The sequence below is a fragment of the Simiduia litorea genome, assembly GCF_042853465.1.
In the GTDB taxonomy this organism is placed as follows: domain Bacteria; phylum Pseudomonadota; class Gammaproteobacteria; order Pseudomonadales; family Cellvibrionaceae; genus Simiduia; species Simiduia litorea.
This window is the reverse complement of sequence record NZ_AP031497.1, coordinates 1453244-1480000: the sequence shown is the minus strand read 5'-3', so window position 1 is coordinate 1480000 and position 26757 is coordinate 1453244. Positions and strand designations below refer to the sequence as shown.

Below are 26757 nucleotides of genomic sequence, written 5' to 3'. Positions count from 1 at the left end.
CTAAATAGCGAACATAAGCCGCTGGCAGATCCGTGGTTTGGTTGCCGTGAATGACAATAATCGGGGGGTTGTGACCACCGGGGTGCGCGTAGCGCAACTTGATACGATGCCCACGCACCAAGGGCGGCTGATGCTCGCGCACCGCATCTTGCAGTAACCGCGTTAAGAAGTTGGTTGAAAACTTGTCGGTCGCCGATTTAAACGCGCGCTCGATAGACTCATACAAGTGACCAACACCGGTACCGTGTTTTGCAGAAATGAAATGGGTGTCGGCAAAATCGATAAACCGTAGACGCCGCTCCAATTCTTTTTTGACATAGTCTTTCTGAGTGTCTTCGAGTCCATCCCACTTATTCAATGCGATCACCAGTGCACGACCCGCATCAATGGTGTGGCCCATCAGGTGAAGATCTTGATCCACCAAGCCCTCGCTGGCATCGGCCATCAAAACCACCACGTTAGCGTCTTCGATCGCCTGCAGAGTTTTCACGATAGAAAACTTTTCCACGGTTTCCTTAACATTTTTACGGCGACGAATACCCGCCGTATCAATTAAGGTGTAGTTAGAACCGTGTCTTTCATAATTGATGTAGACGCTATCGCGGGTAGTGCCAGGCTGATCAAAAACCACCACGCGATCCTCGCCCAGAAGTCGATTAACCAAGGTGGACTTACCCACGTTCGGGCGCCCTACCACCGCAATTTTTATGCCGGTAGGCAAATCGGGATTCTCAACTTCCTCGTCGGGAAATTGACCCATGACGTGATCCATCAACGCCTTCACACCTTTGCGATGCGTCGCGGTGGTGGCAAATAGCTCACCCAAACCCATTTCATGAAAAGGCGCGAGTGCAATATCTGGGTTAGTCCCATCAACTTTGTTAGCAACAACAAACGTTGGCTTATTGCGCACGCGCAAATGCCGCGCAATCATTGCGTCGGCAGGGGTTAGGCCGGCTCGACAATCGACAATGAACAATACCGCATCAGCCTCTTCAATGGCTTGCAACGATTGCCCAGCCATCACGCTGTCTATGCCCTCTTCCTCGCCACTGATACCACCGGTATCAATAACCATGAACTTGCGGTCTTCAAAGTCACCTTCACCGTATTTACGGTCCCTGGTTAGCCCAGCGTAATCTGCCACGAGCGCATCGCGCGATCGCGTAAGGCAATTAAAGAGTGTCGACTTTCCCACGTTGGGACGCCCGACAAGGGCTAATACAGGAATCATGTTTTTAACTCAGCAACAATGTGAAGGCCAGAAGAACCTACGTCCTTCTGGCCTTTTAAAGATCTTAGTACAGCGATCGACTATTTGAGCGGTTTAAGGCGCCACGCACTTAGTTCGCCACCGGTACCCAAAATGTACAAAATATCGTTTTCAACCAACATGCGAGCACGAACGCCATCGCCATCGACGCTGGTGCGGGCAGCCATAACACCGGTATCTTTATCGAGCAGGTGCAAGTAGCCCTCTAAGTCAGCCACGGCGACGTAACTACCCAATACTGCCGGGGGCGAAAGCTTGCGACGCAAGAGGTCATTATTTTCCCAAACTTTTACACCGGTAGCACTCGAGAAAGCTTGCACTTTATCTTGCTCGCCGGCGATATAGACTTGGCTGTAATCCGCCGCGGGGCCTTGCACTGAACTGGCCTCTTCAGCCCAGAGTGGGCGGCCGGTAGCGCTGGTAAACGCCATAAGCCTACCCTGATAGCTCACAGCATAGAGAATATCGCCAGCCAACAAAGGTGTGCCGTCGATATCGACGATCCGCTCTAGCTCGGTTTTACCCTTAGGTACCGCAACGCGCTGCTCCCATTGAATAAGGCCGGTATCGATATCGAACGCATAAACCTTACCATTATCAAAACCGGCGATAACCACATCGCCGCGCACCACAGGAGCACTGGTTCCACGCAGGGTTAGAATTGGCTGCACGCTTTCGAAAAACCATTTTACCGCGCCAGTTTCGCCATCCAAGCCATAGAGGCGGCCATCATTTGTAGTTGCCACAACCACGCCCGCGCTCGCCGTGGGCTCGGAGACTACTTCGCTAGACAATGTGGTGCGCCAAAGCTCACTGCCATCTTGCTTATTTAAGGCAATGACTTCGCCCCTATAGCTTCCCAACAGCAGAGCTCGCGCCGACACACCCACACCTGCGCTGATCGCCTGATCCAACTCAACAGACCACCGCTTTTTACCCTTGTTTTTATCAAAGGCAAACACTTCACCCTCAACATCAACCGCATAAATCGCAGCGCCTTCAATAGCAGGCACAAAACGCGAGTAGCGCTCGTCCTGGCCAGCGCCTACTGACACAGACCAAAGCTCCTGTAATTTTACCTTAGGCGCGAAGTCTTCCAGCTCTTTTGGCTCGATATCAATTTCATCTGTCGACGAACAAGCGCCCAGAAATAAAACAGCAACTAGAGCCAGTAAACGATTCATTAGGCATCCTTCTTTTCGGCCGCTTTAGGCAGCACGCTATTTAATTTCATCCGCAACTGACCGGCGCGCGCCATGTCTTTTGCATCGACGCTGGCAATGGCTGCGGTATACGCTTGAGCGGCTTTATCAAGTTTACTTTCAGCGGCAAACACATCGCCCCGCACTTCTGCATACAACGACGCAAAGGAGCCTTCGTCTTTAACCACGATAACAGCCAGCGCATCGTCGAACTTAGCTTGTGCGGCCAAAACACGCGCCAAACGCAAGCGCGCTAGCAGCTCAACGTTGGCCTCAGAGGCTTGATCAAGCGCCCAGCGCAGCTCTGCTTCAGCTTGAGCCAAATCACTTGCCTCAACCGCTTGCTTGGCTAACAACATGGCCGCCTGTACGCCATAGAGCGTGTCGGCATGGTTATCTTTCAAACCTTGCGCTAAGTGCTTAATGGTCGCTTTATCAGTTTCCGATACGGCTTCTTGCCCAGCCATCAGCTCGGTTATTTGCTCGTATTGCGCAGAAGCTTCCTCGGCGCCAGCCTGACGACCATCCTTCCATGCACCGAAACCCATGTAGCCACCAACGCCAATAATAACGGCGACGATTAATGACTTGCCGTTTTCAGCCCACCAGCGTTTTAGAGCTTCTACTTGTTCTTCTTCAGTTAAATGCGCAGACACTGTTTCAATCTCCAGACAGTTTTATTGTGTGTAAGTTCCCGTTCAAGAAACTACAAAGTTTTCAATGCGGCAGCAATATCATCACTAGCCAATGTTTGTTGTTCAACATCTAAACGAAGATGTTTTAACGTTACCTTACCGGCGGCAACTTCATCCTCGCCAAGAATCAACGCGACTTGAGCACCGCTCTTATCCGCTTTTTTCATTTGACTTTTAAAACTACCGCCGCCGCAATGACATTGAATCGACAGGTAAGGTAGCGCATCGCGCAATTGCTCGGCCATAGCCAAGGCAGGTGCGACAACCTCGCCAACGGCGACAATATACACGTCTGGCAGCTGAGTGGCAGCCTCTGGCACGCATTCTAATGCCTGTAACAACAAGACCAAGCGTTCGATACCCATGGCGAAACCAACCGCTGGGGTTGCACGACCACCGAGCTGCTCCACCAAGCCATCGTAACGGCCACCCGCACAAACCGTCCCTTGCGCACCCAGCTTGTCGGTAACCCACTCAAATACTGTTTTGGTGTAGTAATCCAAGCCCCGCACCAGGCGCTCATTGACTTCGTATTGGATGCCCGCGGCATCAAGCAAAGCCTTTAATGTGGAAAAGTGCAGCTTAGACTCTTCATCTAAATATTCGGACAGCCGCGGCGCATTAACCAACAGTGCCTGAGTTTTCTGATCCTTGCTATCAAGTACTCGCAAGGGGTTTGAAGCCAAGCGACGCAAACTATCCTCATCCAGCTCAGACTTATGTGCCTCTAAAAAAGCCACCAACGCTTCGCGGTATTGAGCGCGCGACTCAGGCACACCTAAACTATTTATCTGTAGTGTGACCGCATCGCTGACGCCAAGTTCACGCCATAGACGCGCAGTAAGTATTAACAGCTCGGCATCCACATCGGCCGTGGCCATGCCGAAGGCCTCAACTCCAATTTGATGAAACTGACGCAAACGACCTTTCTGTGGCTTTTCATAGCGAAACATGGGGCCTGTATACCAAAGCTTTTGCACTTGGTTGTAGAGCAACCCATGTTCTTCACAAGCACGCACACAACAGGCCGTGCCCTCGGGGCGCAGCGTTACACTTTCATCGTTGCGATCAAGAAAGGTATACATTTCTTTCTCAACGATATCAGTCACTTCACCAATAGAGCGTTTAAATAACTCTGTCTGCTCGAGTACCGGAAAACGAATTTCTTGATAGTGATAGCGACGCAACACATCGGCCACGGTCGATTCCAAATACTGCCAAGTGCCCGCATCTTGAGGCAACAGGTCGTTCATGCCACGGATGGCTTGAATTTTTTTCACGATAATATCCACATACTAAACAGGAGCAACAGGCCTGATTAAACCTTTGCGATGATTGATTCTTCGAGCTTAGCTTTAGCGGCGGCCTTGGTGCGAATAAGCGCTTCAAGCTCATCCACCAAATTGTCCGCTTTCAATTTGGCGTTAGGTAAGCCATCGATGTAGACCAAGTTATTCGGTGTACCGCCAGCCAACCCAATATCGGCTTCTTTCGCCTCACCGGGACCATTGACGACGCAGCCGATAACAGCCACATCCATAGGCACAGTGATATCTTCCAGCCGCATTTCTAACTCGTTCATGGTTTTGATGACATCAAAATTTTGACGAGAGCAGCTCGGGCAAGCGATAAAGTTAATACCCTTAGCGCGCAGCTTCAGGCTTTTTAACATATCCCAGCCAACTTTAATTTCTTCAACGGGATCTGCTGCGAGCGACACGCGAATGGTGTCACCAATGCCGTCCATCAACAGCAAACCAAGACCGATAGATGACTTAACCGTGCCACCGCGTAAGCCACCCGCTTCAGTAATACCCAAATGCAATGGCTGCTCAATCAATGTGGCCAATTTTCGATAGGCCGCAACCGCCATAAAGACATCGGACGCCTTGACGCTGACCTTAAAATTTTGAAAATCGAATTTATCTAAATATTCCACGTGACGCAGCGCCGACTCTACTAATGCATCAGGTGTTGGCTCGCCGTATTTTTTCTGCAAGTCTTTTTCCAAAGAGCCCGCATTCACCCCGATGCGAATCGGAATGTTTAAATCTTTGGCCTTGCTAATCACGGCTTCGATACGTTTTTCACGGCCAATATTGCCGGGGTTAATACGCAGGCAATCCACCCCTAAATCAGCAACACGTAACGCAATGCGATAATCAAAGTGAATGTCAGCCACCAGCGGTACTGGCGACTGCTTGCGAATCAAACCAAAAGCTTCAGCCGCCTCCATACTGGGAACCGATACGCGTACAATATCAGCGCCGGCATTGGCTAGGCGAACGATCTGGCCGACAGTCGCGGCGACATCCGTGGTTTCAGTATTGGTCATACTTTGTACGGAAATCGGCGCATCGCCACCCACGGGCACATTACCCACCATAATTTGGCGCGACTTTCTACGTTTGATGGGTGACTCAAAGTGCATGATTACATCTCACAATCTATCAAGGTTGATCTACGGTAAACCTAAGGGCGCGATTACTATTGCGCGGATTAGAGTCAACTTTAGCGCCATTTAAAAACACAGTGGCCGCTCGCGCATTACCCAGCATGACATTAAACGGGGCCTTGCCTTGCAGCACAACTTCATTACCGGCATCTTTTAATTCAGTCGCCAAGACATCGCCTTTAGCGTCGCTCACCTCGAGCCAACACTCTTCAGTAAACACAATGGTTAACGTGTCAAACACTGGGGCTACATCAACCGGCGCCGAGGTCACCGCCTCTGTTATCACTGGTTTAACAGCCTCACGGCTATCAACCGCTGGGGGCAGACCCTCAACAGGCTGTCCAACGGTCTCACCCACACGGTCATCTTGCAGGTCAACAACATCATCCTGTTCAACCGTCGGGGCCGCATCTGCATTCACATCTGACGTAGCGGCTACCGGCGCGACCGCCGCAACGTCGGGCTCGGCATCAAGCGATGGGTAGATAAAAAAAGCAACCAGCGCAACCAGAGCCAAGACAACCGCAACACCGATAAAAACCGGTTTAATCGAGGGCTTATCATAAAGCCCCAAACCCAAACTTTTCGCTTCGCGCGGGGCGACCAGCAAACTAACTTCTGCCGTCGCCGCCACATAGTTTTCATAGCGGGCTATGGCCTGAGCCTCATCTAAATCGAGTATTCGGCAATAAGCCTTTATATAGCCCCGAATAAAGGTTTCACCCTGAAACTCTTCAAACGCATCGGCTTCCAACGCGATCAGTTTCACGCGACTCATGCGTAGCTGATCCGCAGCCGCCCTAACATCTAAACCCTTCGCCTTGCGCGCCTGCTCAAGCATGGCGCCGGGAGTCAAAACTGCATCGGTATCGGCGCTTGCCACCTCAACCTTTTCATCTTCTTCTGTCATCTGCTTGGCCGTTTTAGTTTTGTTATTATTCTAATCCCCACCTCAGGTGGTGAACTATGGACGTCCTTGACTCTTTTTGTAGTCCAAATACTCAGGCGAATAAGGGAACATATTCTTTAGACTCATCACTTGACTCGCCTCTTTATCCTTATTGCCGAAAATTTGCTCGATGCGGATGCTCAACCATAAACTGCGCGCCGTTGGGCGACTTAATTTTTCGAATTTATCTAAGGATTTTTTACATTCGGCGTAATCTTTTACGTCGAAGTAATACCCTGCCAACTCTAAATGCGCGGGTGCTAAACCTTTATCCAGCATTACAGACTGCTTGAATGCCGCTAATGCGCGATCATTCTTACCCAGTTTCAAACCGGCAATACCAACACCGTACAGTGCTACTGCGCGTCGGTCGTAACCCAAATCATCACTAGCTTTTTCATATTGTTCATAGGCATCTTTATAGCGCTCTTTACCGTATAAAAAGGTGGCATAATTCAGGCGCGCCGAGGTGAAGTTACTGTCCTCGCGCAGCGCCTTCTTAAAGGATTCCTCTGCCAATTTTGGCTCGCCTTCAAGCTGGTAGAGCAAGCCGCGGCCATTCAACATGCCGGGATCATTGGGCGCAAGTTCGGCCGCTTTAGTTAAATGAAAGCGCGCGGAATCCATGTTATTTTCGCGAATATAGCCCAAGCCTAACTGCACGTGGGTCGCCAACGCCTTCTCTGGGTTAACCTTTGCTACGTCTTTTTCCATCGTGGTAATGCAGCCGCTCAACATGATCAGCAAGCCAAACAGAACACTTGTTTTTACAAGAGACATAGTCACCCCAGTTATTAGCCAATAATACGCACAGCGTCTTCTTGCTGCTGCGCTAAATGTTTGTTGCGGTAGCGCTCGGCGCGTCGAGTTAAATCGTTAATATTGCCCGCCAACTGACCACAGGCCGCATCGATATCGTCGCCACGGGTGGTGCGCACAGTGGTGACAAAACCTGCATCAATTAAGATGTTTTGGAAGCGCCGTAAACTGTTATTGCTCACGCGTTTGTAATCCGATTGTGCGAAAGGATTAAAGGGAATCAAATTGATTTTGACCGGTACATTCTTGAGAAGTTCGGCCAACTCATGCGCATGTTCAGGACGATCATTGACATGATCCATCAGGGTATATTCGATGGTAATTTTACGGTGCGTATCCGGTAAACCATCGATATAGCGCTGAGCCGAAGCCAACAGCATCGCAATAGGATACTTTTTGTTGATAGGCACCAATTCATTGCGCAAGGCATCGTTCGGCGCATGCAAAGAAATCGCCAAACAAGCATCGGTATGCTCGCCCAAGCGATCGAGGGCGGGCACGACACCGCTGGTGCTTAGGGTTACACGGCGCTTAGAGATACCGTAACAATTGTCGTGCATCATCAAGTGCATAGCATCGACCACATTGTCAAAATTGAGCAAAGGCTCGCCCATGCCCATCAGCACAACGTTGGTAATCTTGCGCGGCCCTGCAACCTGCAACTGACCAAATGACTGCGCGGCAATCCATACTTGGCCAATGATTTCAGCGGCAGTAAGATCGCGATTGAAGCCCTGCTTGCCGGTTGCACAAAAACTGCAATCTAGCGAACAACCTACTTGCGATGACACGCACAAGGTACCGCGCTCACCGTCTGGTATAAAGACGGTTTCAATAACACTACCGCCTTCAACTCGAATTAGAAATTTACGGGTGCCGTCAACCGAATCCAGTTGCTGCTCTACCGTGGGAAAGCGAATCTCCGCCACTTGGGTAAGCTTGTGACGGAGATCTTTGCTGATATTGCTCATTTGTTCAAAATCAACAACACCGAGCTGATGAACCCACTTCAAGACTTGTTGCGCACGGAAGCGCTTCTCGCCAATGGACTCAAAAAACGCTTCCATCTTTGATTGCGTAAGCCCCAGCAAATTCGTTTTAACTGGGTTACTACTTACTTCCTGAACATCGGTCATCGGGTTCACCTAATAAAATTAGCGTGCGCTAATTTCAGTTGCGGCGAAAAAGTACGCGATTTCGCGGTTAGCTGAGGCAACTGCGTCAGAACCGTGAACAGCGTTAGCATCAATGCTCGTGGCGAAATCAGCGCGGATGGTGCCCGCTGCAGCTTCTTTTGGGTTAGTAGCGCCCATCAGATCGCGGTTCGCTAGAACAGCATTTTCACCTTCAAGCACCTGAACCATAACAGGACCAGACGTCATAAAAGCCACTAGGTCGGCGAAAAAACCGCGCTCACTGTGCTCAGCATAGAAACCTTCAGCTTCAGCTTTAGACAGGTGCTTCATTTTAGCGGCAACTACCTTCAAACCGGCTTTCTCAAAACGGCTGTAAATTTCGCCAATAACATTCTTGGCAACAGCATCAGGCTTGATGATAGATAGGGTACGTTCAACGGCCATTTAACTCTCCGAACTCACTTCAGTTAATAAAATCATGGTCAGCGTCCATATTTTCATGAACGCAGAATGGTAAGTGCAAAAGCCCCACTTGGCATTTGGGGTTTCCAATGCATAAAACCCGCGAATTATACGCGGGTTTCTAGGACTTTTGTACGCGCAAGCCCTCAGAATGAGGACATTTTAACGGACAATACGCCTATATTAGCCTTTTGCGGCCTCAGCGATAGCGCGAACGCGACCCACCATGGCCCGCAAGCCATTACCGCGGGTCGGACTCAGATGGCGCTCTAGATCGAGCTTGGCAAAGTAAGCATCAATATCAAAGGCCAATATCTCGGCACTGGTGCGCCCCTGATAGGCCGCTAACACCAATGCTAGCAAGCCGCGCACGATAACTGCATCGCTGTCGACGGTAAAAAACAGCAGCTCCTGCTCGCGCCTCGGCTCAATCCACACGTTACTTTGGCAGCCCTTTACCAGCCGCTCAGGCGTATGCAGCGCCGCATCCATGGGCTTTAGCGCACGGCCCAGATCGATAATGTACTTATACCTTTCTTCCCAATCGTCAAAAAAGGCGATGTCTTCAAGAATATCTTCGGTAGAGGGCAAACTCATGACAATTCAACTTCTCAATCAATACCGCGTCGAAACCAGCCGCGAGGAAATACGGGCCACTAGAAAAATAAACCGGCCTCCAATTGGGCCTCTTCGCTCATCATATGCCTTGCCCACGGAGGATCAAACACCAAATCAACCACCACAGACTTGACGTGCGGCACCTTGCCCACGCGATACTCCACATCGCCCACCAGCACAGGCCCCATGCCGCAACCTGGCGCAGTTAGTGTCATTTGAATGGTGACTACACCGGCGTCTTTATTCACCGAAACGCTGTAAATCAACCCAAGAGAGACCAAATTAATCGGTATTTCTGGGTCGTAAATGGTCTCCAGTGCCGCCCATACTTGCGCCTCACTCACCTGACCAGAGCCATCATCGACGAAGTCGAGTTTTTCCGGCTCGGCGCCGATAGCATCGGCATCGGTACCATCGATGCGCAGCATGTTGCCCTGCCAGGTAACGGTATAGTTGCCACCCAGGCTTTGTCGAATATTGACGAATTCACCCTCGGGAATCACCACGGGTATGCCAGCCGGCACGCGCCGCGCTGGGCAGGCTCGACGCGTTACCACCATATTCTGTTGCATCTAGGTGGCCTCAGTTAACAGAGAAGCTTTCGCCGCAACCACACTCGGCCACTACGTTGGGGTTGTTGTACTTAATCACGCGATTAACGCCTTCGATCGCGAGATCTATTTCCGTGCCGCGAATTAACGGCGCGGCATCGGCGGAAATGGCAAGGGTAACAAGGTCGGACACTTTAATAAGCGTATCTCCAGCCTCGCTTTCCGCCACGGCATCCAACACGTAGGCATAGCCCGTACAGCCGCTGGTTTTCACGCTCAAGCGAATCAGCTTGGCGTTAGCCGCGAACAGCTTCTTGGCGAAATGCTGCTCGGCTTTCGCGGTAACAGACACAAGCCCGGCACTGGGATCAAAGGTAGACACGACTGATGACAAAGTAGACACCTCAAGCCAACATGAATTTAACTTTATCGAGCGCGGTAAACAGCGCGTCGATTTCCCCGATACGGGTATAAAGTGAGAAAGACGCGCGGGCAGTGCCCGGCACGGCCAAGCGGTGCATCAGGGGCTCAGCACAATGATGGCCGGTGCGAATAGCAATGCCCTGTCGGTCCAATAAAAAACCGATATCGGCTGGGTGGCCACCCGCCATCAAAAAGCTCAATACGCCTGACTTGTCAGGCGCCTGACCAACAATGCGCAAACCTTCAAAGTCAGTCGCCAAGGCCGTCGCGTGCGCCATCAAAGCGCGCTCGTGCTGTTGCAAACCCGGTAGATCAAGCGTGGAAAACCAGTCAATCGCGGCGCCCAAACCAATTACGCCAGCAATATTCGGCGTGCCCGCCTCTAGGCGATAAGGCAAAGTATTCCAACTGGCGCCTTGATAGGTCACTTCGCTGATCATCTCGCCGCCCGTTTGCCACACCGGCCACTCGGCCAGCAGTGACTCGCGCCCCCACAGAACACCGACGCCGGTGGGACCAAACATTTTATGCCCGGAAAAGGCATAAAAATCACAACCAATGGCTTGCACATCGACACCGCCGTGAGCGATGCCCTGAGCGCCATCAATCAACACCAGCGCGCCAACGGCTTTTGCCTTTGCCGTCATAGCCACAATGGGATTGACGGTACCCAATGAATTAGACACATGGGGAAAGGCCACCAAGCGCGTCTTTGCATTAAGCAATTGCTCGAAGGCCGCCTGATCTAATTCACCGCTGTCAAAAATAGGCGCCACTTTTAAGCTCGCACCGCTACTTAAACAGGCCTGCTGCCAAGTGACGATATTGGCGTGATGCTCCATCTCGGTAACCACAACCTCATCGCCCGGTTGCAATTGCTTAGCAAGGCCATGGGCGACAATATTAATCGCCTCCGTGGTGCCGCTGGTCCAAATCACTTCTTGGCGCGCGCGCGCGTTAATAAACCCAGCCACGCGATCACGCGCCGCTTCGTAGCGCGTCGTTGCCTCGTCGGCAAGTCGGTGCGCACCGCGGTGCACATTGCTGTTATAGGTAGAATAGTATTCCACTAGACTATCGATGACACACTGCGGCTTTTGCGTCGTGGCCGCGTTATCTAAATAGATCAGCGGGTTGCCATCTATTTCCCGCTTTAAGATAGGAAACTGGGCGCGAATACTTTCAACATCAAAACTCATTTAACTTCCATCCGCGCAAAGCGATCGCGCAACTGCGGCCGCAGCCAATTGGCTAACGCCTCGCTCGGCATGTCATCGACCAACTCGTTAATAAAACCAAAGCTCAACATCACCTGCGCTTGCGCACGGCTGATGCCGCGAGTTTGCAAATAGTACAGGGCTTGCTTATCAATTTCTGCCACTGTTGCTCCGTGAGCGCAACGCACGTCGTCGGCGTAAATTTCAAGCTCTGGCTTAGTGTTAATCTCCGCGCCCTCAGACAACAACAAGTTGCGGTTATTAAGTTCCGCCAAGGTTTTCTGCGCATCGCGATGAATATGAATGCGACCGTTAAAAACCGCCTTGGCTTTGTCTGCCACTATGCCCCGCACGTTCTCTTCGGTCGTGCCGTTGGGTTTGGCGTGCTCGATAGTGGTGTGCAAATCAAACAGCTCGCTACCATCCAGCAAATAAATAGCATTCATTTTCGCTTGGGCAAATTCACCGGCGTGAATAACATCCACATCCAAACGCGCCAACTCGCCACCAAAACCCACCAAGGTAGAATTCAGTGAACTTTTATCAGCTAGCGAAAAATGACAACCACCAACGTTCAATGCACCGCCCGTCTGCAAAGCAAACCGATAGTGCTCTAACGCTGCGTCGGCCTCAATCTGATACTCGGCAAAGTGAGTGCTAAAGCTGGGGCTGGAATCCTCGGCCTGCTCCACCACGGTAAGTTTCGAGCGCGCGCCAAGGCGCACCAAAACCCGGCCATGCGCTTGGGCAGCGTCACTTACGCGATAAACAATACGCAGCGGGCGCTCAACCTGACAATCCGGTGCCACCTCAATGACCAGGCCATCGTTAGCCAGTACATCGTTAAGCAAACCAAATACATGGCGCTCGGGCTTGATGCCGCAAAAAAGCAACTGCCCTGCCACCGATGGCTGCGATAACAAGGTAATACTAACGCCAGCGGGTAGCGCTGCTGGCAACACAGGCTTGCCATCTTGAATGATGATATCAACGCTATTTAAGCCTTCGATAGCCTGCAAAGCGTGAGCCTCACCGGCACCGGCGCGAGCAAAATTTGATTTTTCCAGCGCCCGAACGGGCGTGTACTTCCAAGCCTCGAGCTTGCGATTCGGCCAAGGCACTTGCTGCAGCAGGGCGAGGGATGCCTGACGCTTAGGCGCCAACCAATCCTGCGGTGCTATGCCGGCCAATGTGGTTTCAAGCCAAGCGCTCATTAGGCATTTACCTCGGCTACGGGATCTTTGACCAGCCAACTATACCCTTGCGCCTCCAGTTCTTGCGCTAACTCTGGGCCGCCGCTTTTGACAATTTTTCCGTCCGACAACACATGAACATAATCAGGTTTGATGTAGTCGAGCAAACGCTGGTAGTGAGTAACAACAATAAAGCTACGCTTTTCGTTGCGCTGGCTGTTAACACCCTCGGCAACCACCTTAAGTGCATCGATGTCCAAACCTGAATCGGTTTCATCCAGTATGCACAGGGTTGGCTCCAACAAAATCATTTGCATGATTTCATTGCGTTTTTTCTCGCCACCCGAGAAACCCTCGTTGACGCCGCGTTTTAAAAATTCAACCGGCAGGTTCACTTGTTTACACGCCACCCGTGCCAACTTCAAAAATTCAGCCGAGCTCAATGGCTCTTCTTCGCGGGCTTTGCGCGCGGCATCTACCGACGCTTTTAAAAATTCCAAATTACTCACACCCGGAATCTCTACCGGGTACTGAAACGCTAAAAAAACACCGGCACGGGCACGCTCTTCCGTTTCCATATCAAACAAATTCTGACCATTGAGCTCTGCACTGCCCTGCTCTACTTCATAGCCTGGGCGACCTGAAAGCACATAACCCAAGGTGCTTTTGCCGGCACCGTTAGGCCCCATGATCGCGTGCACCTCACCGGGCTTTATCTCTAATTCCAAGCCTTTAAGGATGGTTTTATCTTCAACGCGCGCATGTAAATTTTTAATCGAGAGCATAATATTTTCCTGAAATCCGACTTAACCCACTGAGCCTTCGAGGCTAATTTCTAATAGCTTGCCCGCTTCAACGGCAAACTCCATGGGCAGTTCTTTAAATACTTCCTTGCAGAAACCATTAACGATCATGGAGACCGCTTTTTCTGCATCCAAGCCACGTTGCTGACACAGGAACATCTGGTCATCGCTGACCTTTGACGTTGTCGCCTCGTGCTCGACAATGGCCGATGGGTTGCGACTTTCTACATAGGGAAAAGTATGAGCACCGCATTTGTCGCCAATCAACAAGGAGTCGCACTGGGTAAAATTTCGTGCGCCGTGGGCACCTGGGTTCATGCGCACCAAGCCTCGGTAACTGTTATTACTGCGACCGGCGGAAATACCCTTAGAGATAATCGTTGAGCGCGTATTTTTCCCAAGGTGAATCATTTTTGTGCCGGTATCAGCCTGCTGTTTACCGCGCGTCAAGGCAACAGAATAAAATTCACCGATACTATCATCGCCCTTCAAAATACAGCTTGGGTATTTCCAGGTCACCGCCGAACCGGTTTCCACTTGCGTCCAACTGATTTTGGCGCGATCGTGGCAGATACCACGCTTGGTCACGAAGTTATAAATACCGCCCTTGCCGTTTTCGTCACCTGGGTACCAGTTCTGAACGGTGGAGTATTTGATCTCGGCATCGTCCATTGCCACCAACTCAACCACCGCCGCATGCAGCTGGTTTTCATCGCGCTGCGGTGCCGTACAGCCTTCTAAGTAGCTCACATGGCTACCCTCGTCGGCAATAATTAGCGTGCGCTCAAACTGACCGGTATTTTGTTCGTTAATGCGGAAGTAAGTCGACAACTCCATCGGGCAGCGCGTGCCCTTGGGAATGTAGACAAAGGAGCCATCGGTAAACACGGCACAATTAAGCGCGGCGAAGTAATTGTCTTTAGGCGGCACCACACTGCCCAAATATTTTTTCACCAACTCTGGGTGGCTTTGCACTGCCTCAGATATTGGGCAGAAAATGACACCGGCCTCGGCCAACTTTTCGCGAAAGGTGGTGACCACCGAAACCGAGTCGAACACGGCGTCCACAGCAACGCCGGCCAACATTTGCTGCTCAAGCAATGGAATGCCCAATTTTTCATAGGTACGCAGCAGCTCGGGATCGACTTCTTCCAGTGACTTAGGCCTATCCTTCATGCTTTTTGGCGCCGAGTAATAGGAAATCGCTTGGTAATTTATTTTGTCGTAAACCACGTGCGCCCATTCAGGCTCTTCCATTTCCTGCCAGCTGCGAAACGCCTTAAGCCGCCATTCGAGCATCCACTCAGGCTCACCCTTCATGGCAGAGATGCGATGAATAACATCCTCATCTAACCCGGGGGCAAACGTTTCCGATTCGATTGCCGACACGAAACCCGCTTCATATTCGCGCTTCAGTGCCTTATCAATTTGCTCAGTCATACGGACCTTCTACTGCGTAATGTGGCACAAGGAACCCCTTGTGCTTTAAATAAAATTTGCCCATCGATCAGGCTCATCAACCGAGCGCAGGTTGCGACTGCAACGAGGCAACAACATCAACTATGTGCGCCACAGCGCGCTGCACATCGTCCGCCGTGGTAAATCGCCCGAGCGATATACGCACCGAGCTGTGCGCCTGCGCATCCGTCAAACCCATGGCCTTCAAGACGTAAGACGGCTCCATGCTGGCAGAGGTGCAAGCCGAGCCCGACGACACGGCGATATCGCGCAAACTCAACAGCAAGGCTTCGCCATCCACAGCGCCGAAATTAACATTCAAATGAATCGGGCTCAGCCATTCCGTTGAACCGTTGCGTGCGATAGTCGGCAAACCCGAAATACCCTGCCACAACTGATCGCGCAAGCGCGCTGTGCGCTCGGCATCAGCCTCTTGCTGTTCAATACAAAGCCGCGCTGCTTCACCAATACCCACCAGCTGATGGGTCGCTAACGTACCGGAGCGCAACCCACGCTCGTGGCCGCCACCGTGAATTTGCGGCTTAACCTGATGGGCGATAGCACGGCGCACATAGAGCGCACCCACACCCTTAGGGCCATAAAACTTGTGCGCTGACAAACTCAGCATATCGACCTGCAAGGCACTTACATCCAGTGGGATTTTACCTGCCGATTGCGCGGCATCTACGTGCAATAAAACATTGGCGGCGCGACACAGCGCACCGATGTCCGCGACAGGATTAACCACACCGGTTTCGTTGTTAATGTGCATCACACTCACTAACCGTGTATCGGGCCGGAGCGCGGCCTGCACCTGCTCGACGCTAACGCGGCCATCCTTGCCCGGCATCAAGTAAGTGACGGCCACACCGCGCGCTTCCAACCATTTTGTTGGGTCGATCACCGCCTTGTGCTCAATGGCAGTGGTAATGAGATGACCCTGATAATTCAGCGCTTCAAACACGCCTTTCAGCGCCAAGTTATTCGATTCAGTGGCGCCACTGGTCCAAACCACATCGCGCGGGTCGGCGCTTAATAGCTCGGCCACATGACGACGCGCCAACTCAACCTGCTCTTCTGCCTGCCAACCGTAAATATGCGAGCGCGAAGCCGGATTGGCGAAAACGCCATCCATGGTTAAACAACGCGCCATCGCCTCGGCCACGCGCGGGTCGACGGGTGTTGTGGCGGCGTAATCTAAATAGACCGGTAACTTCACTGGGGCGCAAGCTCCGATAAAACCAATGACTGGGTCTCGCTATCGGCATCCTGACGGGTACAAACCGCGCGCACATCGTGGCGCTGCATCAAAGCCGACAAACTAATAGAATTCAAAAACTGGTGGATTTGCATACTGAGGTCGCTCCACAGATTGTGGGTGAGACAGACCTTGCCGTTCTGGCAGTTGCCACTGCCTCCGCAGTTGGTCGCATCTATCGACTCGTTGACAGCATCGATAATCTGAGCAACAAAAATATCGTCGGCATCCCGGCTCAATCGGTAGCCACCGCCAGGGCCCCTGACACTGGTGACTAGCTCAGACTGGCGCAACTTCGAGAAAAGTTGCTCCAAGTAAGACAGCGAAATTTCCTGGCGCTTGGATATATCGGCTAGGCTCGTCGGGCCCTGCTGCATATGCATGGCCAAATCCAACATGGCAGTCACCGCATAACGACCTTTAGTTGTCAGTCTCATAAACGTGTTCCATCAGACATTTATGCCTCACAGGCGATGCGAGCATTATAAATACCCTACTATTACAGTCAAGTATTTAACCTACTAGAGCACTCAGGTATTACCCCTTGTCCGAGCCATCCTCATCAACACTCGCCTTTAGTGCTGCCACCTTGCGGTCTGTGTGATAGATATAATTCTGCGTTGCCGTGAGGATACCGCGCAAAATGTTGAGCTCCATCTGATCTAGCCGGGCTCGATTAAATAGCCGGCGCAGGCGCGTCATGGTCTGGCGCGGGTTATCGTGGGTAATGAAATCCAGCCGCTCCAAGGTTTCTTGCAGGTGGGTGTAGTAATGCTCTAATTCATTGCTGTTAGCTGGCGGCTGATCCCAATCGTCGAAATGCGGCGCCTTGCCGTCGCGCTGCTCCAGCATCATCATCCGCAGCTCGTAGCAGATCACTTGCACCGCCGTGGCGAGATTAAGCGAGCTATATTCCTCGTTTGCCGGAATATGCAAATGCAGATTGCAAGCTTGCAACTCTTCATTGGTTAGACCGCGGTCTTCGCGACCAAACACGATAGCGACCTTGTGCTGGCGCGCCTCGGCAGCCACTTGGCCAGCGGCCTCGCGCGGGGTTTGAATCGGCCAGGGAATACTGCGCCCGCGGGCACTGGTACCAATCACTAAGCCGCAATCTCCAATAGCTTCAGCTAAGGTGGCCACCACGTGAGCACCGTCAAGCACATCCGTGGCATTGGACGCGCGCCACGTAGCCTCGGCCGATGGGTATTCGCGCGGCTCCACTAGCCACAGGTTGCTTAAACCCATGTTCTTCATCGCCCGCGCAGCGCCGCCAATGTTGCCTGAGGCCTTGGTATTAACCAGTACGATCCTGACCTGCTGAAACCAATCTTCTGTCTTGTCTGGCATATGATTACCCACGGGCGTAAAAATGGCGCGCATTGTAGCAAAAGCCCAGACAGGCGCCCACCGAAATAGTGGCTAATTAACAGCAAGCCCCTATGCTAAAGACCGAGGCTACTGTTATAATCCGCGCCCCCAATTATCCCGTAGGCGCCTACACAGGCACTACCCAGCGATAACTGCGCTCTCTTAAAACTCAACTGCCCTGTCGGAGTCCCCATGGAACCCATGCTGACCATTGCTCTGCGCGCTGCGCGCAAGGCTGGAGAACTGATTGAACGCGCTTTGGAGCGTGTAGAATTTGTCGCCATTGAAACCAAAGGCCAAAATGACTTTGTTACCGAAGTCGACAGGGCGGCAGAGAAAGAGGTGATTTATCACCTGCGCAAAGCCTACCCCGATCACAACATGCGCGGCGAAGAGTCCGGATTAAGCATCGGCAAGAGCGGCGACAGCGACTACGAATGGGTTATCGACCCGCTCGACGGCACCACCAACTTTATCAATGGCATCCCCCACTTTGCCATTTCCATAGCCTGCAAACGCAAAGGCGTTTTAGAGCACGCTCTGGTTTACGATCCCATGAAGCGCGAAGAATTTACCGCCAGTAAAGGCAAAGGCGCCATGCTCAATGGCCGCCGCATCCGCGTCTCGTCCCGCCGCGGCCTAGAGGGCGGCCTGATCGGAACCGGCATTCCGTTTAATGGCTGGGCGCTAGAGCACATAGACCCTTATCTCGCGGCCGTTAAAGAAATTGCTGGCCAAACCGCTGGTATTCGTCGCCCAGGCGCGGCTTCGTTAGATCTCGCCTACGTCGCCGCCGGTCGCTATGACGGTTTCTGGGAAATGAATTTAAATGAATGGGACATCGCCGCAGGCGTACTACTGGTAAAAGAAGCCGGTGGCTTGATCTCCGATTTTAAAGGTGGCAATAGCTACATGGATAGCGGCAACATTGTCTGCGGCGGGCCAAAAGTATTTAAACCACTACTGCAAGTGGTTGGCAATCACATGGGCCACATTGGTAAATAATCCAGCGGCTTAATAAAAAAGGGATGCTCAGGCATCCCTTTTTTATTGTATTAATTAGCCAGTGCACCACTTTATTAGCGAATCGATTTGCCCATCTGGCACGCCGCGTGACCGCCTCAACTGACCAATCGATTGAGCGTGAGTATCAGCGCATTGATATCCACAGGCTTGGTAAGGTATTCGAAAAAGCCGGCCTTCCTGCCTCGCTCGACATCAAGACTCATTGCATTCGCAGACAGCGCAATAACGGGTATATCGGCCAATTGCGGATCGGCCTTTAGCACTTCCAGCACTTCGTAGCCATCCATGCCGGGCAGGTTGATATCCAAAATAATAAAGTCGGGTAAAAAGGTACGCGCCTTATACAAACCAAAAAAAGCCTCCTCGGCAACTTCCAGCTGCAGCAAGTCAAAGCGCTGGCAAAACTGACGAATAACGCGAATATTGGATGGATTATCTTCGATATATAAAACCCGGTGCGGCTTGGAAATATTCAACTCGGCACGCGCTAGGGGCGTGTTCGTCACATTGAAAGGCACAGCATCTTGCTGTTCAGATTTTTTAAAGGTGATCCAGAAGGTAGTGCCGTGGCCAACGCGGCTTTCAAAATCGATGGTGCCACCCATCATTTCCATTAAGCGCCGAGTAATCACCAAGCCAACACCACTGCCTTCGATCTTTCCGCCCTCTGCGCCCAACCGGTTAAATGGCTGATACATCTCCTTGCGCTTCACGTCGGGAATACCGTAGCCCGAATCACGCACGCCTATTCGCACATTTTCTTCATCAGACATATAGAAAACAACCTCAACCGAGCCACCCATACGATTATATTTAATCGCATTACTCATGAGGTTAAGTAACACCTGTTTTAATCGCACACTATCGGCGTGAATATAAGTACCAGACCACTTGCGAAAATCGATACTCATTTTTATCGCGCGACTATCGGCTAAAGACTGTACCAACTGAACACACTCTCGCACCACGCGTGCCGGCAACACGGGCTCCAGCGATAGCGTAAGCTTGCCTGATTCAATTTTCGCCAAATCCAATACATCGTTGATAAGCTGCAATAAATGACTGCCAGCCTTGCGAATTTCTCGCACATTTTCCTGCTGTTCAGCGGTTAGATTATTGTCGTAATCAAATAACTGTGCGAAACCCATAATGGCATTTAACGGGGTGCGAAGCTCATGGCTCATACTGGATAAAAAATCTGACTTGGCACGATTAGCGCGCTCAGCCGCTTCCTTGGCCTGCATGACTCGCTCTTCCGCTTCTTTGATTAAGGTAATATCCATATTACTGCCCGCCATGCTGACCACCTCGCCAGCCGCATCTAGCGATGCAGACCCCCTACCCTTGATCCAGCGGTAGCGACCGTCCACGGCCTTCATGCGATACTCAATATCAAACGGCTGATTGTTGTTGATGTGCGCAGCCAGGGTATCTTTAAAGCGCGGCACATCTTCCGGGTGCATCAACTCATACCACAACTGCAATCGATTTCGCCCGCGGGTTAGCACTTCATCGTGCTCTTCATAACCCAACTGCTGCCAACAGCGGTTGGAAAAATCGAGGGTCTTATCTTCCCGACTCCACTCCCAAATACCGTCGTTGGAGGCTTCGATAATGCGCTCGTGCCGCGCTTCGCTCTCAATCAGACGCGCGGTGGTCTCTTTGAGCTCGGTAATGTCGACGTTTACGCCGGATAAAAAGTGTACCTTGCCATCGGCAGCCCGGCGGGAGGAGCCTCGGGTTTGAGTCCAGGCATAATCGCCGTCCGCTTTTCGAATACGGTATTCAGCGCAATAAGGAGCACCGTGGATGACATGGTTTTGCACCGCCGCTTCAATCACCGAGACGTCATCGGGATGGACAAATTTAAACATGTCAGATGCGCTGGTCATGCTGCTTCGCACTTTGGCATCGTAACCCAAGCCATCCCAGAAGCGCCCTTCCCAGTACAGCTGATTGGTATCGAGATTCCACTCCCAAAAACCACAACCGCTGCCATGGAAAATACGGTTGTAACGCTCCAACTGCGCGCGCATTTCGTCTGGGGACGCTTTACTCAAATCTGCAGAACTCAGAGATAAATAGCCTAGTGTTTCTCTCAGACTTTCACTGTCGCTCATAATCGCAATCCACGCAGGCACAATTCAGATAAGGCATAGTACACCAAATACAAAAATGGCGACCGAAGCCGCCATTTACATTCCCTTAAGGCAGATCGTCTACCTCGGCGCCTTCCTTCACCGGCGGCATTAAATCCTCCTTGATGATGTTCAAGCTCAAGAGCAAGTTTGAAGCCACGTAAATAGAAGAGTAAGTACCAATAACGATACCCACCAATAGTGCGGCCGAGAAACCTTGCAACAACTCACCGCCATACATGTACAACACAATCAGTACAATTAACGTGGTGCCTGAGGTCATCAAGGTACGATCGAGGGTTTGAGTTAACGACACGTTAACCACTTCGAGTGATTCGGTTTTACGCAGCACTGGGAAGTTTTCCCGCACGCGGTCAAACACCACAATGGTATCGTTTAACGAGTAACCGACCACAGCCAACACCGCCGCCAATACCGACAGATCAAAACCAATTTTGAACACGGAGAAAAAGCCGAGGGTAATAATCACGTCGTGCACCAAAGCGGCAACCGCCGCCACGGCAAACTTCCACTGGAAGCGCAATGCCACGTAGGCCATTACCACCACTAGCGCAAACAGCATACCAATGCCACCGCTATCGCGTAATTCTTCACCCACTTGCGGGCCAACAAATTCGACTCGGCGCAGCTCGATTTGGCCACTCTCATGGGATTTTAAGTGCGCAACAACTTCATTACCTAAGCTCTCGGTAAAATCTTGCTGCATGCGTATCAGCACATCTTCATCGGAACCAAAATTCACAACAATCACATTGCTGTAATTTGCCTCAGTTAAGGTAGTGCGAATCTGCTCTAAATCGGCTTTGTGCTCGTAGCGAACTTCAATCTGCATACCGCCAGTAAAGTCTAAGCCGAACTGCAAACCGTTAACGGCCAGAGAACCAATAGAGCCGATCAGGAGTAACCCTGAAAAAATGGTAGCGATAATACGGCTACCCATAAAATTAATTGTTTTATTTGCAATGCTCATGGTCGCGCCCTCAAATCCACACTTTCTTCACGCTACGGCCGCCATAAATGGTATTGATCACTAAACGTGACACCATAATGGCCGTAAACATGGAGGTTAAAATACCCAAGCTCAGCGTTACCGCAAAGCCTTTAACGGGGCCGGTTCCAATCGCATAAAGAATAACGGCGACAATCAAGGTGGTGACGTTAGCATCGAGGATGGTGGTAAACGCCCGCTCATAGCCCGCATTAATAGCAGACTGGGTCGGTAAGCCGTTGGCTATTTCCTCCTTTATTCGCGAGAAAATAAGCACGTTGGCATCCACCGCCATACCCACCGTCAAGACGATACCGGCAATACCGGGCAAGGTTAAGGTAGCGCTTAACAGCGACATACACGCCGCCAACAGCACCACGTTAGCCGCCAGCGCGATATTGGCCGCCAAACCAAAAACTTTGTAGTACAGCACCATAAAAATTAGTACGACGGCAAAGGCGATTTGAACAGAGGTTACACCTAAACGAATATTTTCGGCACCCAGTGATGGGCCTATCGTCCGCTCTTCAACAAAGTACATAGGCGCCGCCAATGCACCGGAGCGCAACAACAACGCCAACTCAGACGCTTCAGCCGCATTATCTAAGCCAGTAATACGAAATTGCACACCCAAGGCACTCTGAATAGTGGCCAAGCTGATAATTTCTTTTTCAACAATTTGGCGCGGCGTCACAACTTCTTCGCCCGCTTCGTTGGTGCTGCGATCTAAACGGGTCTTGTATTCGATAAACAGCACGCCCATGCGGCGGCCAACATTAGAACGCGTAGCGCGGTGCATTTTGGTGCCGCCGATACTATCGAGATTAATGTTTACCTGCGGCTGATTGCTCTCTGGGTCAAAACTGCTTTTTGCACCCGATACGTGATCGCCGGCAATAATCAACGCGCGCTCGAGGTCGGCGCCACCGGTGCGACGCTGATCTTCTTCACTTTTAAAATCGAAACGCTCTTTGTTGGTTACCAGCTCACTCGGTTTCGCCTCTAAACGAAACTCTAGGTTCGCGGTTTTACCGATAACACGCTTGGCCTCGGCGGTATCTTGTACGCCGGGCAGTTCAACCACGATGCGGTTGCGGCCTTGGCGCTGCACGATAGGCTCAGACACACCCAGCTCATTCACGCGGTTGCGCAAGGTGGTTAAGTTTTGACTCACCGCGTAATTTTCAATTTCGCGAATCGCCGCTTCACTGAAGGTGGCGGTAACGGCGAAAGTGCCATCGCTGTTATCGGCGACGTCACGGGTGAGGTCGGCAAAATCCTTGCGGAAAATATCCGAGGCCGCATCGCGATCTTCGGCCGAGCGAAACACCGCAGTAATCACGCCTTGATCACTTAGCTCAACAGAGACATAGCGGATACGCTCGTCGCGCAATTTGCCTTTAAATTCTGCAATGCTCGACTCCTGGCGTTTGGCGATAGCGGATTTGGTATCCACTTCCATCAAAAAGTGCACACCACCGGATAAATCCAAACCCAATTTCATTGGGCCCGCCCCCATGGATCTAAGCCATTCGGGCGTAGTTGGCGCCATATTGAGCGCAACCACGTAGCTGTCACCCAGGGCGCGCTGAATGATGCGCTTGGCTGGCAATTGGTCTTCAACTTTGGTTAACCGAATCAGTGCCGCTTTGGCGCTAACGGTTTCGCCAAAGTGCTCAATGCCCTCAGCCGACAAGGCTTTGGTCGCATTATTGAGCACCGCTTGATCCAACTCCATGGCGCTAGACTCACCAGAAATTTGTACGGCTGGGTCAGGCGCGTAGAGGTTTGGCATGGCAAAGACAAACGCCAAGGCAATAACTGCCAATATCAGCAGGCTCTTCCACAGTGGGTAGCGATTCAACATAGTGGTTTCCGTGATGGGCGCAATAAACGCCCCGTTATTTATAATGTGTGCAAAATTTGATCAGAAGGTGTGTAACCACGCCTTTTTATTGTCTGACTTAGATAAGGGCGCGAGCCGAAATTGCAAGGTTGAGGATTATACCCGCTTCCGGAGCCGGCTCAACATGCCATACGGCAACAGCCGCGCTTACTCATACTGCGTGTTGCGAAGCCATCAACCTCGGTGCTCAGGCCCAGGCGGCACAGCGCGGCCTTGGCGAGCATAAAACGTTGCCACATAGCTTTCCAATTGCCCTTGCGCGATAGCATCGCGCAATTCCGCCATGATGCGCTGATAAAAACGCAAATTGTGAATGGTGTTTAATTCCGCGCCCAAAATCTCACCGCATTTATCCAAGTGGTGCAAATAAGCGCGGCTAAAATTCGTACAGGTATAACAATCACAGGCAGCATCTAAACTGTTGGTGTCATTGCGATGTACGGCGTTGCGAATTTTAATCACACCGGTGGTGGTAAACAGATGGCCGTTGCGCGCATTGCGCGTGGGCATCACACAATCAAACATATCGATGCCGCGGCGCACCGCCTCAACGATATCTTCTGGCTTGCCCACGCCCATGAGGTAACGGGGTTTATCCGCCGGCATCTCAGGCACCACATGATTCAACACGCGCACCATATCCTCTTTCGGCTCACCCACGGATAAACCGCCGATGGCATAGCCATCAAAACCGATATCGGTTAAGCCTTTCAGCGATTCCGAGCGCAAATCTTCATACATGCCACCCTGCACAATACCAAACAAGGCCGATGGATTATCCCCATGGGCATCTTTCGAGCGCTTGGCCCAGCGCAAACTCAATTCCATTGACTCGCGCGCCTGCGGCACGGTGGCAGGATAAGGCGTACATTCATCAAAAATCATGACGATGTCTGAACCCAAATCGCGCTGCACTTGCATGGCAATTTCTGGGTTTAACTCGACTGGGCTGCCGTTAATAGGCGATTTAAACACCACGCCCTGCTCGGTAATTTTGCGCATTTTGCCGAGGCTAAATACCTGAAAACCGCCCGAGTCGGTCAATATCGGCCCTTGCCACTGAATAAAATCGTGCAGGTCACCGTGGGCTTTCACCACCTCTGTGCCTGGGCGCAACATTAAATGGAAGGTGTTGCCCAAAATAATTTGCGCACCAATGTCTACAATATCGCGCGGCAACATACCCTTTACCGTGCCGTAAGTTCCCACCGGCATAAACGCTGGCGTTTCCACCACGCCGCGGGGAAACTTCAAGCGGCCACGGCGGGCGCGGCCATCGGTGTTATCAACTTCAAATTGCATAAATGACACAGGTATTACACTCCGAGTTGCTCGCCTACTGGCTCATCACAGGCATTGGGGTTGCGGGTAATAAACATCGCATCGCCATAACTAAAGAAGCGATAGCGCTCGGCCACAGCTTCGCGGTAGGCATCCATCGCTTGGCGGTAACCGGCAAAGGCCGACACCAACATAAGTAGCGTCGATTCTGGCAGGTGAAAATTAGTAATTAAGGCATCTACCACTTTATAGCGGTAGCTTGGGTAGATAAAAATTTGCGTCTCACCTTGGTAAGGGGTCATGGAACCGTGTTGCGCGGCGGTTTCTAAACAGCGCACCGAAGTGGTACCCACGGCAATCACTCGCTTGCCCGCCGCCTTGGTGGTATTCACCTGGTCGCAGACCTCCTGAGTTACCTCCATCACTTCGCTGTGCATTTTATGTTCAAACACATTGTCTACCCGCACCGGCTGAAAGGTGCCAGCGCCAACGTGTAAGGTCACAAAAGCGAGATTTACGCCCTTTGCCTGCAGGGCCTTGAGCAAACCTTCGTCAAAATGCAGGCCGGCAGTTGGTGCGGCAACAGCGCCCACTTTCTTGCCGTACACCGTTTGATAGCGCTCCCGGTCCGCGGCGGCATCGGCTCTATCTATATAAGGCGGCAGCGGCATATGGCCAATTTGTTCCAATAGCTCCAGCGCTGGGGCTTCGAAGCGCAGCAAAAACAAGGCCTCTTCCCTGCCCTCCACATGCACTTTAGAGCCATCTTCCAGAATAAGATGGCTGCCGGCCTTGGGCGATTTACTCGAGCGCACATGGGCTTTCACGTTGAAGCGATCGATCACACGCTCAACCAGCACTTCTACCTGCCCACCACTCGCCTTCTGGCCAAAGACCCGCGCGGGAATAACCCGAGTGTCGTTAAACACCATAAGGTCACCGGGTTCAACTAAATTAAGCACCTCGGCGAACTGACCGTGTTGCAGGGCGCCCGTTGGGCCATCCAGCTGCAATAACCGGCTGCTGGTGCGCTCGGGCATGGGGTTGCGAGCAATAAGCTCGTCGGGAAGCTGATAAAAGAAATCTTGCCTACGCATGGACTCGTTACTGGTTAACCAAATGAATTGGCGGCAAAAATATGCACACCGAAAAGGACGGCAAGGGTATAGCAAAAGCCCGTCGGCGCCAATTGCCTAATTAATCAGCAACGCCTAACCAGCACGCCATCCTTTCAATGAGTCACTATCTCTGCAGCCACAGAACAAGATGACAGAGTTTAGAAGAAACCAGTTGACGAGCCAAAAGTCGCCGCTATAATCACGCACTCTCAAACGCCAAGCGTCTGAGAACAGTGGTTTTGCCCGAGCGGCAAATAATGCCACACACAGTTTTAAGCCAGAGTGGTGAAATTGGTAGACACACGGGATTCAAAATCCCGCGCCCTTAAAAGCGTGCCGGTTCGAGTCCGGCCTCTGGTACCAACACAAAAGCCTCGTCCAACGGACGGGGCTTTT

At 51.7% G+C, this 26757-nt stretch carries 25 protein-coding genes and 1 tRNA gene (1 of these 26 running past the window's edge); 2 read left to right on the top strand and 24 right to left on the bottom strand.

Annotated elements, in window-relative coordinates:
* The 19 genes from der to trmJ all read right to left on the bottom strand — a co-directional run.
* Window positions 1-1234: the 5' portion of a ribosome biogenesis GTPase Der gene (gene der / locus ACGHTT_RS06535; RefSeq protein WP_390594259.1), read on the bottom strand. It extends 320 nt beyond the left edge of the window; only the first 1234 of its 1554 coding nucleotides appear in the window; it begins with the start codon at window positions 1232-1234; its stop codon lies off the left edge, out of view.
* Between the two features lie 80 nt (window positions 1235-1314).
* Window positions 1315-2457 carry an outer membrane protein assembly factor BamB gene (gene bamB / locus ACGHTT_RS06530; protein WP_390594258.1) on the bottom strand — a complete coding sequence of 381 codons (1143 nt, stop codon included), beginning with the start codon at window positions 2455-2457 and terminating at the stop codon, window positions 1315-1317.
* The gene (locus ACGHTT_RS06525) at window positions 2457-3131 is read right to left on the bottom strand and encodes a YfgM family protein (RefSeq protein ID WP_390594257.1); all 675 of its coding nucleotides are present in this window, start codon (window positions 3129-3131) and stop codon (window positions 2457-2459) included. The genes bamB and ACGHTT_RS06525 overlap by 1 nt, the downstream gene beginning before the upstream one ends.
* A 50-nt stretch (window positions 3132-3181) precedes the next feature.
* A complete protein-coding gene (gene hisS, locus ACGHTT_RS06520) occupies window positions 3182-4450 on the bottom strand; it encodes a histidine--tRNA ligase (RefSeq protein WP_390594255.1) in 1269 nt (422 codons plus the stop codon).
* A 38-nt stretch (window positions 4451-4488) separates the two neighbouring features.
* Window positions 4489-5601, bottom strand: coding sequence for a flavodoxin-dependent (E)-4-hydroxy-3-methylbut-2-enyl-diphosphate synthase (ispG, locus tag ACGHTT_RS06515; protein WP_390594254.1), 1113 nt, complete (start codon window positions 5599-5601; stop codon window positions 4489-4491).
* Between the two features lie 19 nt (window positions 5602-5620).
* On the bottom strand, window positions 5621-6535 hold the full coding sequence (locus ACGHTT_RS06510) for a helix-turn-helix domain-containing protein (protein ID WP_390594251.1): 915 nt from the start codon (window positions 6533-6535) through the stop codon (window positions 5621-5623).
* 54 nt (window positions 6536-6589) lie between these two features.
* Complete coding sequence (gene pilW, locus ACGHTT_RS06505; protein WP_390594249.1) at window positions 6590-7354, bottom strand: type IV pilus biogenesis/stability protein PilW; 765 nt, start codon at window positions 7352-7354, stop codon at window positions 6590-6592.
* 14 nt (window positions 7355-7368) lie between these two features.
* The gene (gene rlmN, locus ACGHTT_RS06500) at window positions 7369-8529 is read right to left on the bottom strand and encodes a 23S rRNA (adenine(2503)-C(2))-methyltransferase RlmN (RefSeq protein ID WP_390594247.1); all 1161 of its coding nucleotides are present in this window, start codon (window positions 8527-8529) and stop codon (window positions 7369-7371) included.
* A gap of 18 nt (window positions 8530-8547) precedes the next feature.
* Window positions 8548-8973, bottom strand: a complete 426-nt coding sequence (gene ndk / locus ACGHTT_RS06495; RefSeq protein ID WP_390594246.1) for a nucleoside-diphosphate kinase — start codon at window positions 8971-8973, stop codon at window positions 8548-8550.
* 201 nt (window positions 8974-9174) lie between these two features.
* Complete coding sequence (locus ACGHTT_RS06490) at window positions 9175-9588, bottom strand: SufE family protein (RefSeq protein WP_390594245.1); 414 nt, start codon at window positions 9586-9588, stop codon at window positions 9175-9177.
* 59 nt (window positions 9589-9647) lie between these two features.
* Window positions 9648-10181 carry a putative Fe-S cluster assembly protein SufT gene (gene sufT / locus ACGHTT_RS06485; RefSeq protein WP_390594244.1) on the bottom strand — a complete coding sequence of 178 codons (534 nt, stop codon included), beginning with the start codon at window positions 10179-10181 and terminating at the stop codon, window positions 9648-9650.
* A 10-nt stretch (window positions 10182-10191) separates the two neighbouring features.
* The gene (locus ACGHTT_RS06480) at window positions 10192-10554 is read right to left on the bottom strand and encodes a HesB/IscA family protein (protein WP_390594243.1); all 363 of its coding nucleotides are present in this window, start codon (window positions 10552-10554) and stop codon (window positions 10192-10194) included.
* A 10-nt stretch (window positions 10555-10564) separates the two neighbouring features.
* A complete protein-coding gene (locus ACGHTT_RS06475) occupies window positions 10565-11782 on the bottom strand; it encodes an aminotransferase class V-fold PLP-dependent enzyme (protein WP_390594242.1) in 1218 nt (405 codons plus the stop codon).
* Window positions 11779-13014 carry a Fe-S cluster assembly protein SufD gene (gene sufD, locus ACGHTT_RS06470; RefSeq protein WP_390594241.1) on the bottom strand — a complete coding sequence of 412 codons (1236 nt, stop codon included), beginning with the start codon at window positions 13012-13014 and terminating at the stop codon, window positions 11779-11781. The genes ACGHTT_RS06475 and sufD overlap by 4 nt, the downstream gene beginning before the upstream one ends.
* Window positions 13014-13778, bottom strand: coding sequence for a Fe-S cluster assembly ATPase SufC (sufC, locus tag ACGHTT_RS06465; RefSeq protein WP_390594240.1), 765 nt, complete (start codon window positions 13776-13778; stop codon window positions 13014-13016). The genes sufD and sufC overlap by 1 nt, the downstream gene beginning before the upstream one ends.
* Before the next feature lie 21 nt (window positions 13779-13799).
* Window positions 13800-15236: a Fe-S cluster assembly protein SufB gene (gene sufB, locus ACGHTT_RS06460; protein ID WP_390594239.1), complete on the bottom strand. Its 1437-nt coding sequence runs from the start codon at window positions 15234-15236 to the stop codon at window positions 13800-13802.
* Between the two features lie 76 nt (window positions 15237-15312).
* Window positions 15313-16473 (bottom strand): aminotransferase class V-fold PLP-dependent enzyme, encoded by a 1161-nt coding sequence (locus ACGHTT_RS06455; RefSeq protein WP_390594238.1) that lies wholly within the window; start codon window positions 16471-16473, stop codon window positions 15313-15315.
* Window positions 16470-16949 (bottom strand): Fe-S cluster assembly transcriptional regulator IscR, encoded by a 480-nt coding sequence (gene iscR, locus ACGHTT_RS06450; protein WP_390594237.1) that lies wholly within the window; start codon window positions 16947-16949, stop codon window positions 16470-16472. Before iscR ends, ACGHTT_RS06455 begins: the two co-directional genes overlap by 4 nt.
* 100 nt (window positions 16950-17049) lie before the next feature.
* Window positions 17050-17862: a tRNA (cytosine(32)/uridine(32)-2'-O)-methyltransferase TrmJ gene (trmJ, locus tag ACGHTT_RS06445; protein ID WP_390594985.1), complete on the bottom strand. Its 813-nt coding sequence runs from the start codon at window positions 17860-17862 to the stop codon at window positions 17050-17052.
* A 213-nt stretch (window positions 17863-18075) separates the two neighbouring features.
* Here trmJ and ACGHTT_RS06440 point away from each other — a divergent pair, with 213 nt between their 5' ends.
* Window positions 18076-18888, top strand: coding sequence for an inositol monophosphatase family protein (locus ACGHTT_RS06440; protein WP_390594236.1), 813 nt, complete (start codon window positions 18076-18078; stop codon window positions 18886-18888).
* Window positions 18889-19004: 116 nt separating this feature from the next.
* On the opposite strand, the gene ACGHTT_RS06435 is transcribed toward ACGHTT_RS06440, so the two are convergent.
* The 5 genes from ACGHTT_RS06435 to queA form a co-directional block, all read right to left on the bottom strand.
* Complete coding sequence (locus ACGHTT_RS06435) at window positions 19005-21029, bottom strand: PAS domain-containing protein (RefSeq protein ID WP_390594235.1); 2025 nt, start codon at window positions 21027-21029, stop codon at window positions 19005-19007.
* Between the two features lie 85 nt (window positions 21030-21114).
* Entirely contained in the window at window positions 21115-22038 is a 924-nt protein-coding gene (gene secF / locus ACGHTT_RS06430; protein ID WP_390594234.1) for a protein translocase subunit SecF, read from the bottom strand.
* A 10-nt stretch (window positions 22039-22048) separates the two neighbouring features.
* Complete coding sequence (secD, locus tag ACGHTT_RS06425) at window positions 22049-23923, bottom strand: protein translocase subunit SecD (protein WP_390594233.1); 1875 nt, start codon at window positions 23921-23923, stop codon at window positions 22049-22051.
* Window positions 23924-24136: 213 nt separating this feature from the next.
* Entirely contained in the window at window positions 24137-25264 is a 1128-nt protein-coding gene (tgt, locus tag ACGHTT_RS06420) for a tRNA guanosine(34) transglycosylase Tgt (protein WP_390594984.1), read from the bottom strand.
* A gap of 14 nt (window positions 25265-25278) precedes the next feature.
* On the bottom strand, window positions 25279-26340 hold the full coding sequence (queA, locus tag ACGHTT_RS06415; RefSeq protein ID WP_390594232.1) for a tRNA preQ1(34) S-adenosylmethionine ribosyltransferase-isomerase QueA: 1062 nt from the start codon (window positions 26338-26340) through the stop codon (window positions 25279-25281).
* Window positions 26341-26637: 297 nt separating this feature from the next.
* On the opposite strand from queA, the gene ACGHTT_RS06410 reads away from it, so the two are divergent.
* A tRNA-Leu gene (locus ACGHTT_RS06410) sits at window positions 26638-26724 on the top strand.
* Window positions 26725-26757 lie beyond the last annotated feature (33 nt).

What these genes read in the sequence shown, in the direction of transcription:
- bamB (WP_390594258.1), bottom strand. Translation starts at nt 2,457, where the DNA reads ATGAATCGTTTACTGGCTCTAGTTGCTGTTTTATTTCTGGGCGCTTGT.
- ispG (WP_390594254.1), bottom strand. Translation starts at nt 5,601, where the DNA reads ATGCACTTTGAGTCACCCATCAAACGTAGAAAGTCGCGCCAAATTATG.
- ACGHTT_RS06510 (WP_390594251.1), bottom strand. Translation starts at nt 6,535, where the DNA reads ATGACAGAAGAAGATGAAAAGGTTGAGGTGGCAAGCGCCGATACCGAT.
- pilW (WP_390594249.1), bottom strand. Translation starts at nt 7,354, where the DNA reads ATGTCTCTTGTAAAAACAAGTGTTCTGTTTGGCTTGCTGATCATGTTG.
- rlmN (WP_390594247.1), bottom strand. Translation starts at nt 8,529, where the DNA reads ATGACCGATGTTCAGGAAGTAAGTAGTAACCCAGTTAAAACGAATTTG.
- ndk (WP_390594246.1), bottom strand. Translation starts at nt 8,973, where the DNA reads ATGGCCGTTGAACGTACCCTATCTATCATCAAGCCTGATGCTGTTGCC.
- ACGHTT_RS06490 (WP_390594245.1), bottom strand. Translation starts at nt 9,588, where the DNA reads ATGAGTTTGCCCTCTACCGAAGATATTCTTGAAGACATCGCCTTTTTT.
- sufT (WP_390594244.1), bottom strand. Translation starts at nt 10,181, where the DNA reads ATGCAACAGAATATGGTGGTAACGCGTCGAGCCTGCCCAGCGCGGCGC.
- ACGHTT_RS06475 (WP_390594242.1), bottom strand. Translation starts at nt 11,782, where the DNA reads ATGAGTTTTGATGTTGAAAGTATTCGCGCCCAGTTTCCTATCTTAAAG.
- sufD (WP_390594241.1), bottom strand. Translation starts at nt 13,014, where the DNA reads ATGAGCGCTTGGCTTGAAACCACATTGGCCGGCATAGCACCGCAGGAT.
- sufC (WP_390594240.1), bottom strand. Translation starts at nt 13,778, where the DNA reads ATGCTCTCGATTAAAAATTTACATGCGCGCGTTGAAGATAAAACCATC.
- sufB (WP_390594239.1), bottom strand. Translation starts at nt 15,236, where the DNA reads ATGACTGAGCAAATTGATAAGGCACTGAAGCGCGAATATGAAGCGGGT.
- iscR (WP_390594237.1), bottom strand. Translation starts at nt 16,949, where the DNA reads ATGAGACTGACAACTAAAGGTCGTTATGCGGTGACTGCCATGTTGGAT.
- trmJ (WP_390594985.1), bottom strand. Translation starts at nt 17,862, where the DNA reads ATGCCAGACAAGACAGAAGATTGGTTTCAGCAGGTCAGGATCGTACTG.
- ACGHTT_RS06440 (WP_390594236.1), top strand. Translation starts at nt 18,076, where the DNA reads ATGGAACCCATGCTGACCATTGCTCTGCGCGCTGCGCGCAAGGCTGGA.
- ACGHTT_RS06435 (WP_390594235.1), bottom strand. Translation starts at nt 21,029, where the DNA reads ATGAGCGACAGTGAAAGTCTGAGAGAAACACTAGGCTATTTATCTCTG.
- secF (WP_390594234.1), bottom strand. Translation starts at nt 22,038, where the DNA reads ATGAGCATTGCAAATAAAACAATTAATTTTATGGGTAGCCGTATTATC.
- secD (WP_390594233.1), bottom strand. Translation starts at nt 23,923, where the DNA reads ATGTTGAATCGCTACCCACTGTGGAAGAGCCTGCTGATATTGGCAGTT.
- tgt (WP_390594984.1), bottom strand. Translation starts at nt 25,264, where the DNA reads ATGCAATTTGAAGTTGATAACACCGATGGCCGCGCCCGCCGTGGCCGC.
- queA (WP_390594232.1), bottom strand. Translation starts at nt 26,340, where the DNA reads ATGCGTAGGCAAGATTTCTTTTATCAGCTTCCCGACGAGCTTATTGCT.